The following is a 17,486-nucleotide window of genomic DNA, read 5'->3' as shown; positions in this document are numbered from 1 at the left end:
TGTAATCTTTGACCATCATTTCCTGTCATTCCGAGGAGCCATAGCGACATCAGGAATCTATTCACAACAAGACAGAGGCGTGGAGTGTACGTCAGTGCATGAGCATCGACAGTGCAGGTCGGGCGAAAAGAAACGAGCAAGCTAATTACACAAATAAAAAAACGGAGCCCTAAAAGGACTCCGTTTAAGATGAGAACGCTAGTTATAGCATTACTTCTTAGCAAGTTTCTCTTTGATACGAGCAGACTTACCAGAACGCTCACGTAGGTAGTACAACTTGGCACGACGTACTGCACCACGGCGTTTAACTTCGATGCTATCAACGATTGGAGAGTGTGTTTGGAACGTACGCTCAACACCTTCACCGTTAGAGATCTTACGTACAGTGAAAGCAGAGTGTAGACCACGGTTACGGATTGCGATTACAACGCCTTCGAAAGCCTGTAGACGCTCACGGTCACCTTCTTTTACCTTAACTTGAACTACAACAGTGTCACCTGGTGCAAATTTAGGTAGGTCTGATTTCATTTGCTCTTCTTCAAGAGCTTTGATGATGTTACTCATTTTTTAAATTCCTAGAATAAACTGATACTAAATAAATTAGGTTACTTTGCGTTATGTTCTTTAATGGCTTTATGCTCATTAACAAACTCAGCAAGTAATTGTTCCTGTTCGTCAGTCAGAGCTAGGTTTTCCAGGAGCTCTGGTCTTCTTAGCCAAGTACGGCCCAACGACTGCTTGAGTCGCCATTGACGAATGTCCTTGTGATTGCCTGACATCAGTACCGCTGGTACCTCTTTGTCATCCAATACTTCTGGACGCGTATAGTGAGGGCAATCTAACAAGCCATTTGCAAAAGAGTCTTCTTCTGCTGACGCGAAATCCCCTAGTACACCCGGAACAAACCGAGAGACAGAGTCGATTAACGTCATGGCTGGTATCTCACCACCCGTCATCACAAAATCACCAATCGACCATTCTTCGTCGACTTCAGATTGAATGATGCGCTCATCTACCCCTTCATAACGACCACAAATCAGAAGCAAGTTCTCATTCGTTGCCAGTTCTTCCACTCCTTTCTGGTCGAGCTTGCGACCTTGAGGAGAAAGGTAGATGACTTTCGTCTTGCCCGGTGAGGCTGCTTTCGCGGTATGAATGGCATCGCGCAAAGGCTGAACCATCATTAACATACCAGGGCCACCACCGTAAGGTCGGTCATCGACTGTGCGATGTTTGTCGTGAGTGAAATCTCTAGGATTCCAAGTCTCAATCGACAAAAGACCTTTTTTAACCGCTTGACCTGTTACTCCAAAATCAGTAACAGAACGGAACATTTCTGGAAAAAGGCTAATAACGCCAACCCACATGTTTATCTCGCTCTGTAATTTTGGAGATTAGAATCCAGGATCCCAGTCAACTTCGATCCGTTGAGCTTCGCGATCAACATTAATGATCACTTGCTCTTCAAGGAACGGGATTAATCGTTCCTTCTGCCCGAAAGCATCTTTAAGATTTGCTTTAACAACCAGAACATCGTTTGAGCCAGTTTCTAGCATGTCAGTAACAACACCTAGATCGTAACCTTTAGTGGTTACAACTTGCATCCCAAACAATTCGCGCCAGTAGAACTCATCTTCTGACAATTCAGGAAGTACCGCAGGGTCAATAGCAATTTCAAAGTTCGTCATTAGATGCGCGTCTTCACGAACATCCATGCCTTCCAGCTTAGCCACCATACCTTTGTTATGGCGCTTCCAGCTTTCTACTTTGTACTCAACCCACTTACCCTTTTGGTTAATGTACCAAGGGCTGTAATCGAAAATGCTTTCAGCATTGTCTGTGTAGGAAAAAACTTTAAGCCAACCACGAATGCCGTAAGTAGCACCAAACTTGCCTACAACAATCTTTTCGTTGCTCATTGTTTCTTTACCTTTCATCGACATAAACTAGTTTCTACTTTTCAAGTAAAAAATTAAGCCGCTTTTTGAGCGTCTTTAACTAGCTTAGCAACACGGTCAGATACTGACGCGCCTTGACCAACCCAGTGGTTAACGCGGTCTAGGTCTAGACGTAGACCTTCTTCTTGACCTTTAGCAGTTGGGTTGAAGAAACCAACTTTCTCGATGAAACGGCCAGTTGCAGCGTTGCGGCTGTCCGCTACTACGATTTGATAAAATGGACGCTTTTTAGCGCCGTGACGTGCCAAACGAATGGTTACCATGTCGTCCTCTTTGCTTTCTCAAAAATAAAATTAACCCCAAAAACCATTCAAGAAATTAAACAGTTTGGGGTCTCGTGCCAAAATAAAGCTCCGGAATTTTACTCTTCTCCCGGAGCAATGCAAGGAGTTTAGTTACTTTTTCACCAACATAAATTGAATTTAAAGTTTGTGACGTACCTAACACCCTGAATCTATGCGTAATCGATTAATTAACGACCAAATGGGTTGAAGCCACCGCCACCACCCATGCCGCCCATCATGCCTTGCATGTTGCGCATCATGCCTTTCATGCCACCTTTTTGCATCTTTTTCATCATTTTCTGCATTTGGGTGAACTGTTTTAGTAAGCGGTTTACATCTTGAACCTGCACACCAGAACCAGCCGCGATACGCTTCTTGCGCGAGCCCTTGATAATTTCTGGGCGTTGACGTTCTTTCATTGTCATGGAGCTGATGATCGCTTCCATCTGTTTGAACATCTTGTCATCGACTTTATCTTTCACACTGTCTGGTAGCTGGGACATTCCTGGAAGCTTATCCATCATCCCCATCATGCCGCCCATGTTTTGCATCTGGCCTAGCTGTTCACGGAAATCTTCAAGGTCGAAGCCTTTCTTCTCTTTGAACTTCTTCGCTAACTTTTCTGCCTTTTCTTGGTCAACGTTGCGTTGTAGGTCTTCAATCAAAGACAGAACGTCACCCATGCCAAGAATACGTGAAGCAACACGATCTGGGTGGAACGGTTCTAGCGCGTCAGTTTTTTCACCGACACCCAAGAATTTGATTGGTTTGCCCGTGACATGGCGTACTGAAAGTGCCGCACCACCACGAGCATCACCATCAACCTTAGTTAGAACTACACCGGTAAGAGGTAGCGCATCGCCAAAGGCTTTTGCTGTATTTGCTGCGTCTTGACCCGTCATGGCGTCAACAACAAATAGCGTTTCTACTGGGTTGATAGCTGCGTGAAGATCTTTGATCTCCTCCATCATCTCTTCATCAATTGCCAAACGACCTGCGGTATCGACAATAAGTACGTCGTAGAACTTTTTCTTCGCATGGTCAATCGCTGCATTGGCGATATCAATAGGCTTTTGGTCTGGTGATGATGGGAAGAAGTCAACACCGATGTCTGATGCCAGCGTTTCAAGCTGCTTGATTGCCGCAGGACGGTAAACGTCGGCAGACACAACCAAAACTTTCTTCTTGTCACGTTCTTTTAGAAGCTTAGATAACTTACCTACCGATGTGGTTTTACCCGCACCTTGTAGACCTGCCATAAGAAGCACAGCAGGTGGTTGAGCGGCAAGGTTTAGCGCCTCATTCGACTCACCCATTACGGCTTCAAGTTCTGTTTGAACGATCTTGATAAATTCCTGACCTGGAGTCAGAGATTTAGAAACTTCTACGCCCACCGCTTTTTCTTTAACGCGGTTCACAAATTCACGAACGACCGGAAGCGCAACGTCAGCTTCAAGTAGAGCCATTCGGACTTCACGTAGGGTTTCTTTAATGTTGTCTTCGGTCAGACGACCTTTACCACTGATATTTTTCAGCGTTTTGGATAATCGATCCGTTAAATTCTCAAACATCTTTGTCTCTTCGCTAAAATGGCGATTAATTAGTGTGAGTATACATTAGCCAAGGTCTGAGTCATACCCGTACCGCTGTCCTATTCTTGTCTCTATTTATATATGGTGCGGTAACTTATTAATTTCAATATCTCATCTCTCACGATTGATGTCGGATATAACGTAGCCCCAAAGTGTAATGCAAGGTATAATTTCTCCATCGTGCACAATAATATTTAGGATTCATGGATAGCTTAATAGCCATCGCGGCCGCCATACTTTATGTTTTGGCGATTGCGACCATCATACCCGGACTCTCACAACAGTCAGGAATCAAAGCAAAAACAGTGTTTGCTAGTGCTGCCTGTGCGCTTGTTTTTCATGCGTGGATTTTGAGTGATCTGATTTTTGATGGTTCAGGTCAAAACCTGAGTATTCTCAACGTGGCTTCTTTGATCAGTTTTATTATTTCTCTGGTCATGAGCCTTGCTATGTTGAAAAACCGACTGTGGTTTTTATTGCCTGTCGTTTATAGCTTTGCTGCCATCAATTTATCTGCTGCCACATTTTTGCCAAGCACGTTTATAAAGCACCTAGAGAATGACCCTAAGCTACTCATTCATATTTCATTTGCGCTCTTCTCATACGCGACTTTAACTATCGGGGCACTCTATGCGCTTCAGTTGGCTTGGCTGGATCACAAACTGAAAGCAAAAAAATCTTTGGCGATTAACCCAAACCTGCCGCCTCTATTAATGGTGGAGCGTCAACTCTTCAAAATTATTTTGATCGGTAACTTATTGTTAACTGCCACGCTCATTACTGGCTTTGTCTTTGTGCAGGATATGTTTGCCCAAGGTAAGGCACATAAGGGCATTCTTTCTTTCATCGCTTGGGTGGTGTACTCAATACTGCTTTGGGGTCACTATCAAAAAGGCTGGCGTGGTAGAAAAGTCACATGGTTCGCTGTTGCAGGAGCAACACTGTTAACTCTGGCATATTTTGGCAGTCGCTTTGTAAAAGAAATCATCTTGAATTAAGGAGCTCTAGGGCTCCTATCCTTTATATTTTAGGCTAGATAAAATACAGTACGCCTTAACTCTTTGACTTAACGGACTTACTCAACCGTTATATAACCCAATACTTACAAGGAACAGCAACGTTTTGGACGACATCTCTACGGGTATCTTGTTTGCGCTACTCGCGTGTCTTATCGTCATATCAGGTTACTTTTCCGGTTCAGAAACAGGGATGATGTCTCTGAATCGTTATCGCTTAAAACACTTAGCCAAAAACGGGCATAAGGGTGCTAAGCGAGTCGAAAGACTATTAGACCGTCCAGATCGTTTGATTGGTCTTATTCTTATCGGCAACAACCTCGTTAATATTCTCGCGTCTGCTATCGCGACCATTATTGGTATGCGTTTGTATGGTGATTTAGGTGTCGCTATCGCAACCGGTGCACTAACTATGGTTGTATTGGTTTTTGCCGAGGTTACCCCTAAAACAATTGCAGCGCTTTACCCTGAACGTGTGTCCTACGCGAGCAGTATATTATTGACCATACTGATGAAGTTACTGTCGCCTTTAGTGATGCTTGTTAACTTTATTACGAATGGCTTTATCCGCTTACTTGGCGTAAGAGCGGATCACTCAGCAGAAGATCATCTTAGCTCCGATGAGCTGCGTACGGTGGTAAATGAAGCTGGCGGTTTGATCCCTCGCCGACACCAAGACATGCTAGTGTCTATTTTGGATCTTGAGCACGTCACCGTGAACGACATTATGGTCCCACGCAATGAAATTACCGGTATTGATATTAACGACGACTGGAAATCCATTGTTCGCCAGCTAACACACTCACCACATGGACGCATAGTTTTCTATCGTGACCAAATTGATGAAGTGGTTGGCATGCTGCGCTTGCGTGAAGCTTATCGTCTGATGTTGGAAAAGAACGAATTCAACAAAGAAACGCTATTACGTGCTGCTGATGAGGTCTATTACATCCCAGAAGGCACACCACTGAACGTGCAAATGTTGAAATTCCAACGCAACAAGCAACGTATCGGTCTGATCGTGGATGAGTACGGTGATATCATCGGTCTAATCACTCTTGAAGATATTCTGGAAGAGATCATTGGTGAGTTCACGACGTCAATTTCTCCAAGCCTCTCTGATGAAATCAGTCCTCAAGGTGACGGAAGCTTTCTTATTGAAGGCAGCACCAATATTCGAGATATTAACAAAGGCCTGAAATGGGATTTACCAACGGATGGCCCAAGAACGTTAAACGGTCTTATTTTGGAGCACCTGGAAGATATTCCAGAGAGCCATTTAAGCGTGAGAGTAGCGGGTCACCCAATGGAACTTGTTGAGATTGAAGAGAACCGAATCAAGCTCGTTCGTGTTTATCCGAAGAAGAAAAAATCGACATCCAAATAACCAAAAGAAAAGCCTGACTCATGTCAGGCTTTTTTACTTATTGGGGCAATATGCTTCTTAATGAGCACCTAGTCGATGCGCAACTCTTTTAACATCGACTCAGGCAAAGCAAGTTCATCATTTTTGTTCACCGAAACACCAGCATCCAAAATGTTCTTTGCGATCTGTTGTGCTTCTTTTAGAGAGTGCATTGCTGCCGTGCCGCATTGGTATTCGTTAAGTTCAGGGATCTTATTCTGACTTTCTACCTTCAGCACATCTTCCATTGCTGCAATCCAAGCATCTGCGACTTGCTGCTCTGATGGTGTGCCAATCAGGCTCATGTAAAAACCTGTGCGGCAACCCATAGGCGAAATATCGATGATCTCAACAGAATCACCGTTTAGGTGATTACGCATAAAGCCTGCATAAAGGTGCTCTAGGGTGTGAATACCTTTTTCAGAAAGAATGTCTTTGTTTGGCGCAGTAAAGCGTAAGTCGAAAACAGTAATCGTATCCCCTTTTGGGGTCTGCATGGTTTTCGCCACTCGTACAGCGGGTGCATTCATACGAGTGTGGTCCACGGTAAAACTATCGAGTAAAGGCATTACATCTCTCCTGATTGTAACTCCAGTACCTTTCGGTAATGGATAAATGTCATTCATCCCTACAGCACATGAACAGACTGTGGGCTAAAAGAACCAGCTGCTGTTGTCTTCTAATTCCTGACGACATTGCTTCAGCTGCCAGCCATAAGTTTTCGCTGTTTGTTCAACACGTCGAGCGACTTTGATTAAACTAGGCTTTCGATTATAAGTACCTCGCTTATACCCACCTCGCCCTTCATGATAAGCCAGATACTGGTTATAGGGATCCCATAATGAAATCCCTAGCTGACGCCGTGTTTCATGAGTGTACCAACCGACAAACATCATAGAATCATCGAAGTTGGTACGAGAGCCACCCTGACCTGTCGCATCTTGGAAGTCTTCCCAAGCAGGGTCTTGAGCTTGAGCGTAACCATACGCACTGCTGACTCGTCCCCAAGGAATAAACCCTAGCAAATAATCTTTAGGTGGTTTTGCATCGTGCCGAAAGCTGCTTTCTTGTTTAATGATGGCCATAGCGACATGAATAGGGGTACCCCATTCATCTTCCATATCTTTGGCATCATCGTACCAACCGGATTTCTCTCGGAATATCTCGCATAAGTTATTCTGCTGCTTTGGCGGTGCCGTAGCACAACCTGCAAGTAGCACGCCTCCAAGTACCGCTACTACTGACGACTTAATGTTCAACCCCACCAATCCTTAGTTAGTCATTACTGCTTCAGGTAAGCAAAGTAATCTTCCAAAAAATCATCAAAAGAAAGCGTGTCACTCTGCTCTGCTTGCTTTTGTTTTTCCACGGACGACGCTACTTCCGTTTCCATCGTATCTTGTGAGTAGTACTGATAACCGTGAGCTAGGTTTTCATCACGGTACTTCATACCAAGAGTACAACCAACTTTACCTAGCCCACCCAGCTCTTTCGTTAGCTCTAATAGTTGACCAGAGATCGTTAGTTCTGGGTTATCAATCCATGTCTCGAGTTGATTACACACATCTTGGTATGCACTGCCACCAGCGGTCATATCCATTTGCTGTGCTATTTGACGTAACTCGACGAAAACTCGGTGTGCCCAATCTTGTAGAGATAGACGTTCACCTTGACAACCAATTTGCAGCATTAGACCTTTTTCACGGCCAGAAACAATGACTTTATTCCAGTTATCGCGCCAACACTCTAATTCACAGTTATCCATAGGATCTGAGTCTGACAAGGCCGCCCAGGTAAGGAAGAGATCCAAGAATCGTACTTGCTCTTCATTTAAGCCCACTGCGCTGAATGGGTTAACATCTAGAGAACGAACTTCAATGTATTCGACACCACCGCGTCGTAACGCATCTGAAGGCTTCTCACCACTTTTCGATACACGTTTTGGACGAATCGGAGCGTACAGTTCATTCTCAATTTGTAAGATATTGGAATTAAGCTGGCGGTATTCACCATCCACTTTTACCCCAATTTTCGCAAACTCTTCTGATGGGTGGCGAATCGCATCACTCAAACCATCGAGGTATTGGTCAATGCTGTTAAAACCAATTTTCAGCACACTTTGAGCACTATTGGTATAGCCAAGATCGCTCAAACGCAAAGACGTCGACTTCGGCAAATATAATGTCCCGCCAATCTTCTCGAATGGCAGATCGGTTTCACGACCTTGAATAAAAGAGCCACATAACGCTGGTGATGCACCAAAGAAGTAGGGAATCATCCAGCCAAAGCGGTAGTAATTACGGATCAACGCAAAGTACGCATCAGACTTAGCATCTTGGCGGGCTTGTTCATCTTGCTCGCCATAGAGCGCATCCCAAAATGTTTCAGAAAACGAGAAGTTAAAATGGACACCTGAAATAATTTGCATCAGGCTGCCATAGCGACGCTTTAGGCCTTCTCGGTACAGCGTTTTCATTTTCGCTGCATTCGAAGAGCCATACTGGGCTAACTGAATATCATCCTCTGAGCCTACGTAGCAAGGCATTGATAGTGGCCACATTTTCTCTTCACCCATTTTGGTTTGAGTGAAATGATGGATATCTTTCAGCTGTGCCATCAGTTCTGGAATTTCATGTGACACAGGCGTAATGAACTCTAACAATGATTCCGAAAAATCCGTTGTGATCCATTGATTTGTGAACGCAGAGCCTAACCCTTCAGGATGAGGAGTTGTAGCTAGATGTCCATCCTGACGATAGCGCAAAGTTTCTCGCTCAACACCGCGTCCAAACTGCTTAAATACTTCGGGGTTTGATGCAACTTTTTTTAGTCGCGCAGCAAAATCAGTCAAAATGAGGTTCGCTTATATTGGGAGCAGGACACTTGTTACATAACACAAGTGTAAGCTAAGTTATTGATAGTTAATGCATCTAGATAAATAACCCACGAAAAGTTGCTTATCTAGATGAATAGCGGAGAAACGTTTCTCCGCTATTAAATGTGTACTCTATCGAATGATTTCAAGCTCTTCTACGTCTTTCCCCAACTTTTCTAATTGAGGACGCAACGATTTAGCATCACCAACGACGATAATTTGATAGTCATTTGGATCAAACCATTTCTGAGCCAGCGCATTCAACGTCTGCTTATCGACTTTTTCTACGATAGCGTTTCTTTGCTGCAAGTAATCATGATCGAGGTTGTACTTAAGAATATCACTGATGAGCTCCGCTTTTTGTGTTGGCGTTTCATATTTCAGTGCATCTTTTTGACCGACCGCTTGACGCATAAATTTCATCTCTTCATCAGTAATACCTGACTGCGAGTATTCATTTAGCTCATTTTCCATCTCAATGATCGAAGCAACCGTTGCATCCGCTCGTACTTGCGCGGTGAAAACCACCGAGCCTGTTTCTGGATTACCAGAGAAGTAGCCGTAAGCACCGTATGTGTAACCCTTGTCTTCACGTAGATTTTGGTTAATGCGGCTATTGAAGTTCCCAGCTAAGTTGAAGTTTGCCAGTTGGCTTAGGTAAAAATCGCCCGTTGCGTCGTAAGGCATACCTTGACGAACCATCATGACCACACTTTGCGGCGCTCCTGGTTTATCAACAAGATGGATCTTTTGCTCACCTAATGCAGCAATGCTTTGCGGTGCATACAATGGCGCAGCTTCATCTTGCCAGTTTTTCCAGAACGTCAGTTGCTGCTCAATTTCCTGTTTATTGATGTCACCAACAACGACGATTTGCGCACTTTGTGGCGTGTAATGCTTCGAGTAGAATTCACGGACATCATCCAACGTTAATGCACTGACACCTGCTTGCGTGCCGTCTTTTGGTCGAGCAAAAACCGAATCCCCATAGAGCACCTGGCGACTCGCTTGTGACGCCATCCAACTTGGATTTTGGTGCTCATATACCAGGCCTTCTAGCGCTTGCATTTTTACACGCTCGAAATCATCTTGATTAAATGCAGGAGACAGCAACATCTCTTCGACAATTTTTAACGTCGGCTCTAAGTTCTTTTCTAGAGCAGAAACACTGATGTTTGTTGTATAACCTGTGGCATTAACAGAGATAACACTACCCAGTTTATCAAGCTCAGCTTGAATCTCTTCGACACTGCGTTTCGTTGTGCCTTCTTGCAACATCGCAGCGGTCAATTGGGCAAGACCTTCTTTACCCTTTTCAACAAAACGTGTCCCGGCAGGTAGACTAAATTGCATCATCACCGTCGGCGTTTCATCGCTAACTGCACCAAGCAGCTCTGAGCCATTCTTGAAATGTAACTCGTACAGCTCTGGCATCGTCGCTTTCACTGGTTCTCCTACTGGCGGTTGCACTGAGCGATCGAAGTTATCGGTCGCACGACGATACGCCAATTGGTCATCGGAAATCTTCTCATATTCTGGCAACGTACGCTTTGGTGTCACAAAGGTCGCAGGTTTTACGACAAGGTCTGTTTTTCCTTTTGGGACCACGCTTAGGGTCACTTTGTTCTTACCTTGGATAAAGTCCGTATACGCTTTTTCTACCGAAGTCGGCGTAACTGCACGGATTTGTTCAAGCTGTTGCTCAAGACGATCAGGATCGCCGAAAAATGTCTCGTTGGAAGCCAACTGAGTCACTTTACCTTTAACGCTTTCTAGCGCAAAAATAGCATCCGCTTCCGCTTTACCCTTCAACTGCTCAAGGCGATCTTCTGTCACGCCTTTTTCCGCAAACTGATTCAGTGATTGTAAAAGCTCGTCGTACAGTTTTGATAGGTCGCCTTTATCTCCAGAATCACCCATTGCGTAAACGTAAAAGTTACACGCCAGTTCAGCACAGTCATGGAATGAACCAGCATCGACCGCTTTTTGAGTCTTCACTAGGTCTTGATAGAGCACGCTGTTGGTACCGCCACCCAATACTTCTGATAACGTGTCGAGAGACGCTTGGCTTTCTTCGCCGTTGTAGGTTGTTGGCCACGCGATCATCACCATAGGTTGTTGAATACGATCTTCTAGCGTGATGTATTTGTCTTCTTGCAGTTTTGCAGGTTGTTTCGGCGCATTTTCAACCTCAGGACCACGAGGAATCGAACCGAAGTACTTATTTACCCACTCTAGAGTTTGTTCAACGTCTAAGTCACCACCGATCGTGATAGTCGCATTGTTTGGGCCATACCAACGCAAGAAAAACGCTTTGAGGTCGTTCACATCAACACGATCAAGATCTTCAACATAACCAATGGTTTGCCACGAATACGGATGACCTTCAGGATATAGCGCTTCGGACATGCGCTCCCAAATCAAGCCATAAGGACGATTATCGTAACGCTGAGCTCGCTCATTTTTTACAGTCGAACGCTGAATTTCAAATTTGCGTTGAGAAACCGCATCCAGCAAAAAGCCCATACGGTCAGACTCTAACCACAGCATTTTCTCGAGCTGGTTAGCAGGGACAGTTTCAAAGTAGTTAGTACGATCGCGGTTTGTTGTACCATTTAACGTGCCGCCAGCCTCTGTGATGATTCTGAAGTGCTCTTGGTCACCAACGTTCTCTGAGCCTTGGAACATCATGTGCTCAAAGAAATGCGCAAAACCAGACTTACCCACTTCTTCACGAGCTGAACCAACATGGTAAGTCACATCCACATGGACCAATGGGTCAGAATCTTCAGGAGCTAAGATCACCGTTAAACCATTATCGAGTTTATACTTTTGGTATGGAATCTTAACTTTGCCTTCTTCAGCTTTCGATGACTCAACGAAAGTTACCCCTTTCGGCAGTGATGAAACTGGCGTATTTGATGCACAGCCCGTGATCACCAACAGTGAACACGCGCCAACCCAAAACATCTTCATGTACTTTCCTTAAAATAATCCGAGATAGATGGCCGCAAGTAAGCTATACCTAGCAGCCTTTCCTAAAAATATTAAAATCACGCAAGGCAGAAACTTCATTCTTAGCCACCCTGCGGCTAAACACAGCGGGTCTCCTATTACAGGTAACCAGCTAAAAAATAATCCCCAATAGCCATACTTAGAGAGCCACTTTAATGCGGTATGACCGTGCTTTTCCTCTTGTGCTTTGTTGGGAATCCACAAGCCAAGCCAATAATTTGTTAAGCCACCAAGCGTATTACCGATAGTAGCGACCATAACAATTGAAGAAACGGAGTATTGATTTAATGAGAGAGTGGCAACTAAGCCCGCCTCAGAACCACCAGGCAACAACGTGGCACTGAGAAAACCGGTCATGAAAAGCACCCATAATGCTGAATCTGAAAACCAAAGCGCTAAACTTTCAAAACTCGTGTTAAATGCTTCTAGCATGTCATATCAAGCAACACCTTGCCTCTGGTTCTTCCTGATTCGACCTGCTGGTGAGCACCAATGACATCACTCATAGGATAAACCTGTTGAATTTCAGTCTTCAGTAAGCCAACGCCGACCATGTACAACAAGGTATCTAACTGCGCAGGGTCTGGTTCAACCAACATGCCACTAGCCTCAAAGCCTAGGAGTTTGGCTTTTTCACAAATCAGCTCAGCAGTTATGGTTGGAACGGTGATGACTCTCGCATTGTCTTTCAGGCATTTAAGCGCATCTAACGCAGCATCTCCGCCTACTAAATCAATCAAAACATCAACATCTTCAACACGTTCTGACACTGGTGCAAATTGATAGTTCACTGCATGAGCACCGAGCGTCGCAAGGTAATCTAAATTTCGTTCACTGCAGGTTGTAAAGACTTCCGCTTTCGTCGCGATCGCAATTTGTACCGCGAGGTGTCCAACACCACCGGCTCCAGCGAGGATAAGTACGCGATCGTTTTCATTCACATTAGCCTTACTGAGAGCTTGTGCCGCAGTTTGTCCCGCCAACGGTAATGCAGCAGCTGCCTCTAAAGTGACAGAGCTAGGAACATGACTTAACTCAGTTTCTGGAACACATATGTATTGGCTGTAACCACCGCCTCGAACTGGGAAACCAATAAATCCAGCCACCTCATCACCTTCATTAAAACGTGATGCCCCCTCTCCACAAGACATCACTTTTCCTGAGATGTCGTAACCTGGCACCCAAGGTAAATTATCCTTATTCTGCGCTGCCGCCCAACCGAGCCCAGCTCGAGTTTTGACATCAATAGGATTTATGCCTGAAAAAGCGACTTTTACTAAGACTTCACCAAGCTGTGGTGATGGTGTAGAAGCATGTTGAATCGCGAGTACGTTGGCATCACCAAACTCAGTGATAACGATCTGTTTGTGTTCCATAAACCATTCCCTGCAAGAAAACAAAAAGGGATGCGAAAGCATCCCTTTGACTATAAACCATTTTGTTAACCTAAGTTAATCGTGATTTTGTAAATTGGTTGATCATTCCATTTTCAATAATGTCTAACCAACAAGTGCTAACAATATACCTGCCGCAACGGCTGAACCCAGCACACCAGCAACGTTTGGTCCCATCGCATGCATTAACAAGAAGTTTTGCGGGTTAGCTTGTAAACCAACTTTGTTTACGACTCGCGCGGCCATTGGTACCGCAGAAACGCCAGCCGCACCAATAAGTGGGTTGATGTCTTCTTTCGAGAACTTGTTAAGCAGTTTCGCCATCAGGACGCCCGCACCAGTACCGATACTAAATGCAACTGCGCCTAACCCCAAGATACCTAACGTTTCTAGGTTCAAGAACTGCTCAGCTTGCAGCTTAGAACCAACACCAAGACCTAAAAAAATAGTCACTATGTTGATCAATTCATTTTGAGCAGTTTTCGATAAACGATCGACCACACCAGCTTCACGCATCAAGTTACCCAAACAGAACATACCAACCAATGGCGTAGCTGAAGGTAAGAACAGAATCGTCATCAGTAATACAGCAAGCGGGAAGATGACTTTCTCCCATTTACCAACATGACGAAGCTGAGCCATCTTGATTTGACGCTCTTCCTTGGTTGTAAGTGCTTTCATGATTGGTGGTTGGATGATCGGCACCAATGCCATATAGCTGTATGCCGCGACTGCAATCGCACCTAACAGATCTGGAGAGAGCTTACTCGCCAAGAAAATCGCTGTTGGTCCATCAGCACCACCGATGATCGCGATAGACGAAGCATCTGCCATGGAGAACTCCATGCCAGGTACATAGTTGAGCAAAATAGCGCCAAACAGTGTTGCAAAAATACCAAACTGCGCAGCCGCACCTAACCACAACGTTTTTGGGTTTGCGATCAAAGCACCAAAGTCGGTCATCGCGCCCACACCCATGAAGATCAATAGCGGGAACACACCCGATTCAATCCCAATGTAGTAAACGTAGTAGAGCAAGCCACCAGGCTCAGTAAAGCCAGCATTTGGAATATTCGCCAAAATAGCACCGAAACCAATCGGCAATAACAGTAAAGGTTCAAATCCTTTTTTAATTGCCAAAAACAGCAAAGTACAACCAACCAGCATCATACAGATTTGGCCGAACTCGAAGTTAGCGATCCCTGTTTCTGCCCAAAGGGTTAACAATCCGTCCATGATACTTCCTTACGCCAGGCTCAACAGAGGCGCACCTACTGTGACAGCATCGCCTTCTTTAACGTTCAGCTCTTGAACCACACCACCACGCGCCGCTCGTACTTCAGTTTCCATTTTCATCGCTTCAAGGATGAGCAATACATCGCCTTCAGCTACCTCAGCACCAGGCTGAACATTCACTTTGAAGATGTTACCTGCAAGAGGAGCAGGTACCGCTTCTGCTGAAGCATTAGAAGGTGCGCTAGGTGTAGCCGATTTTGCCGGTGCATTAGAAGGAGCAACAGATGTCAGTTCACCTTGAGGGCCAACTTCCACCTCATACACCTGCCCGTCAACACGTACACTATAAGTTTCTACACCACCAGTTGCCGGTTGAGCTACAGGTACAGCAGGCTTCGCAGCTTCTAGCGTTGGTGCAGGCTCAAATGCTTCTGGGTTTTCACGATTCTTAAGGAACTTAAGCCCAACTTGAGGGAAAAGTGCATAAGTGAGTACGTCATCAACACGCTCACTTGCTAGCTTAATGCCTTCTGATTTCGCTTTCTCCATCAGATCAACCGTAAGCGTCTCCATTTCAGGCTCAAGTAAATCGGCAGGACGACAGGTAATTGGCTCTTTACCATCAAGCACTTTCGCTTGCAGTTCTGCATTTAACTCGGCTGGCGCTTGACCGTACTCACCTTTCAATAGGCCAGCGGTTTCCTTGGTAATACTCTTATAGCGCTCGCCAGTAAGAACGTTAATCACCGCTTGCGTACCGACGATCTGTGAAGTTGGAGTCACCAATGGAATGAAACCAAGATCTTCACGTACACGAGGGATCTCTTCTAATACTTCATCAATGCGATCCGCAGCGCCCTGCTCTTTCAACTGGCCTTCCATATTGGTCAACATACCACCAGGCACTTGAGCAATCAGGATGCGTGAATCGACTCCTTTTAACTGGCCTTCCCACTTCGCATACTTCTTACGTACCTCACGGAAATATGCGGCGATAGGTTCCAGTTGCTCGAGTTTCAAATTGGTATCTCGCTCGGTGCCTTCTAGCATAGCGACTACCGTTTCAGTCGGTGTATGACCGTAAGTACAACTCATTGAAGAAATCGCAGTATCGAGAATATCAATACCGGCTTCTACTGCTTTTACCGCTGTTGCTGTAGACAGCCCCGTTGTTGCATGACAATGAAGTGCCAATGGCACATCACAAGACGCTTTGATACGCGTGATAAGCTCTTCCGCTTCATAAGGCTTAAGTAAGCCAGACATATCTTTAATACACAGCGAATGACAACCTAAATCCTCTAGGCGTTTTGCCAAGTCAACCCAAGTGTCTGCGTTATGCACTGGGCTCGTAGTGTAAGACAACGTACCTTGAGCATGCGCACCAACATCAACCGTTGCTTTAACGGCTTTCTGGAAGTTTCGCACGTCATTCATTGCATCAAAAATACGGAATACATCCATGCCGTTAGCATGCGCGCGTTCAACAAACTTCTCTACTACGTCGTCGGCATAATGGCGGTATCCTAAAAGGTTTTGACCACGCAGTAGCATTTGCATTGGTGTATTAGGCATCGCTTTTTTTAGTTCACGTAAACGCTCCCAAGGGTCTTCCCCTAAGAATCGAATACAAGAATCAAATGTTGCACCACCCCAAGTCTCTAGAGACCAGTAACCAACCTTATCCAACTCAGCTGCGATAGGCAGCATATCCTCAATACGCATACGCGTAGCAAATAGTGATTGATGGGCATCACGAAGGACCACATCAGTAATAGCTAGTGGTTTAGACATGCTCTTAAACTCCTTTTTAATCCTAGTTCGGCTACTTCGCGAATGAGGCGCGATGTTTATGAATCGCAGCCGAGATCGCCGCCACTACTTGTGGACTAACAGCTGAAGAGGTTGATTGAATATTAGTGTTTGTTTTTGGTGCTGCGATCGGCTCTGGTACTTCTTCTGGTACCAATTTCGACATTAACCGAACGAGATAAACAAGAATAGTGAGGAAAATAAATACGACCGCCATCCCCGTTAGCATCAGGGTGGCCGCATCTACTAGCAGGCTTCCTATATTAGTCATGTTGCTTCCTTTCTTTGTCATCCTGACAACGTGCAGGACTTTAATAGTGTCAAATCCCGACCCATGGATTATCTCGATTGGTTAAATTTTGTCAATTTTGTTTAAGGAAGGTTTGTAGTAATCCTGATAAATGATTATTTATTCACTACCCAGATCACAGTTCATGACAAAATAATCACTTCAAATCGCTACCACCTTATGAACAGAGTAAAGGAGGACATAAATAAAAACTGCGATTTAGATTTCAAAATCAAATCGGTACTCACGCAGTAAAAACCAACAAAAACAAAAAGATGAACAAAATTAACAATTAATAAACAAATAACAAACAAAGTAACTACATAAGAGTAATTGAAATGAAAAATGGAAGTCAGTGTATAGGAGGGATAATCAGGATGATTTCACACGATGCGACAGAAGCTTGATAGCAAATTGCTTAGATACGCACATATTCGCTTTTAAAAAAGAGGAACATAGGCTCTAGTGATCCTACGCCATATTTCAGATGTCTAGATACAAAAAAGCCTCGCAATTGCGAGGCTGTTTCAATGAGTGGCGCGTCCTGGAGGATTCGAACCTCCGACCGCCTGGTTCGTAGCCAGGTACTCTATCCAGCTGAGCTAAGGAC

At 44.8% G+C, this 17,486-nt stretch carries 16 protein-coding genes; 2 read left to right on the top strand and 14 right to left on the bottom strand.

Annotated features, from left to right (window positions below):
• Positions 1–210 precede the first annotated feature (210 nt).
• The 5 genes from rplS to ffh form a co-directional block, all read right to left on the bottom strand.
• Entirely contained in the window at positions 211–564 is a 354-nt protein-coding gene (gene rplS / locus R7Q11_RS14785) for a 50S ribosomal protein L19 (protein WP_005379971.1), read from the bottom strand.
• A gap of 41 nt (positions 565–605) precedes the next feature.
• Positions 606–1,367 carry a tRNA (guanosine(37)-N1)-methyltransferase TrmD gene (gene trmD, locus R7Q11_RS14780; RefSeq protein ID WP_005385420.1) on the bottom strand — a complete coding sequence of 254 codons (762 nt, stop codon included), beginning with the start codon at positions 1,365–1,367 and terminating at the stop codon, positions 606–608.
• Between the two features lie 27 nt (positions 1,368–1,394).
• Positions 1,395–1,943, bottom strand: coding sequence for a ribosome maturation factor RimM (rimM, locus tag R7Q11_RS14775; protein WP_005379964.1), 549 nt, complete (start codon positions 1,941–1,943; stop codon positions 1,395–1,397).
• Between the two features lie 29 nt (positions 1,944–1,972).
• Positions 1,973–2,221: a 30S ribosomal protein S16 gene (gene rpsP, locus R7Q11_RS14770; protein ID WP_005379962.1), complete on the bottom strand. Its 249-nt coding sequence runs from the start codon at positions 2,219–2,221 to the stop codon at positions 1,973–1,975.
• A gap of 209 nt (positions 2,222–2,430) precedes the next feature.
• Positions 2,431–3,813, bottom strand: coding sequence for a signal recognition particle protein (ffh, locus tag R7Q11_RS14765; RefSeq protein WP_213867261.1), 1,383 nt, complete (start codon positions 3,811–3,813; stop codon positions 2,431–2,433).
• Between the two features lie 224 nt (positions 3,814–4,037).
• Between ffh and R7Q11_RS14760 the strand changes: the two genes are divergently transcribed.
• Positions 4,038–4,832, top strand: coding sequence for an inner membrane protein YpjD (locus R7Q11_RS14760; protein ID WP_005379950.1), 795 nt, complete (start codon positions 4,038–4,040; stop codon positions 4,830–4,832).
• A gap of 124 nt (positions 4,833–4,956) precedes the next feature.
• On the top strand, positions 4,957–6,237 hold the full coding sequence (locus R7Q11_RS14755) for an HlyC/CorC family transporter (RefSeq protein ID WP_005379948.1): 1,281 nt from the start codon (positions 4,957–4,959) through the stop codon (positions 6,235–6,237).
• 68 nt (positions 6,238–6,305) lie between these two features.
• Here the strand turns inward: R7Q11_RS14755 and luxS are convergent, their stop codons facing one another.
• From luxS to R7Q11_RS14710, 9 genes are all read right to left on the bottom strand, one after another.
• Entirely contained in the window at positions 6,306–6,824 is a 519-nt protein-coding gene (gene luxS, locus R7Q11_RS14750; RefSeq protein ID WP_017820391.1) for an S-ribosylhomocysteine lyase, read from the bottom strand.
• Between the two features lie 84 nt (positions 6,825–6,908).
• Entirely contained in the window at positions 6,909–7,514 is a 606-nt protein-coding gene (locus R7Q11_RS14745) for a hypothetical protein (protein WP_186584664.1), read from the bottom strand.
• 23 nt (positions 7,515–7,537) lie between these two features.
• The gene (gene gshA / locus R7Q11_RS14740) at positions 7,538–9,106 is read right to left on the bottom strand and encodes a glutamate--cysteine ligase (RefSeq protein WP_151515110.1); all 1,569 of its coding nucleotides are present in this window, start codon (positions 9,104–9,106) and stop codon (positions 7,538–7,540) included.
• A gap of 156 nt (positions 9,107–9,262) precedes the next feature.
• Entirely contained in the window at positions 9,263–12,106 is a 2,844-nt protein-coding gene (locus tag R7Q11_RS14735) for a M16 family metallopeptidase (protein WP_017820389.1), read from the bottom strand.
• Between the two features lie 9 nt (positions 12,107–12,115).
• On the bottom strand, positions 12,116–12,577 hold the full coding sequence (locus R7Q11_RS14730) for a YqaA family protein (RefSeq protein ID WP_005379938.1): 462 nt from the start codon (positions 12,575–12,577) through the stop codon (positions 12,116–12,118).
• Positions 12,571–13,521, bottom strand: a complete 951-nt coding sequence (locus tag R7Q11_RS14725; RefSeq protein WP_171343189.1) for an NADP-dependent oxidoreductase — start codon at positions 13,519–13,521, stop codon at positions 12,571–12,573. Before R7Q11_RS14725 ends, R7Q11_RS14730 begins: the two co-directional genes overlap by 7 nt.
• A 123-nt stretch (positions 13,522–13,644) precedes the next feature.
• Complete coding sequence (locus tag R7Q11_RS14720) at positions 13,645–14,775, bottom strand: sodium ion-translocating decarboxylase subunit beta (RefSeq protein ID WP_005379935.1); 1,131 nt, start codon at positions 14,773–14,775, stop codon at positions 13,645–13,647.
• 9 nt (positions 14,776–14,784) lie between these two features.
• Positions 14,785–16,569, bottom strand: coding sequence for a sodium-extruding oxaloacetate decarboxylase subunit alpha (oadA, locus tag R7Q11_RS14715; protein ID WP_053349862.1), 1,785 nt, complete (start codon positions 16,567–16,569; stop codon positions 14,785–14,787).
• A gap of 31 nt (positions 16,570–16,600) precedes the next feature.
• A complete protein-coding gene (locus R7Q11_RS14710; protein WP_005379932.1) occupies positions 16,601–16,858 on the bottom strand; it encodes an oxaloacetate decarboxylase subunit gamma in 258 nt (85 codons plus the stop codon).
• Positions 16,859–17,486 lie beyond the last annotated feature (628 nt).

The organism is Vibrio sp. 970 (genome assembly GCF_033339075.1).
The sequence above is the reverse complement of the archived record's forward strand: the minus strand, read 5'-3'. Positions and strand labels throughout refer to the sequence as shown.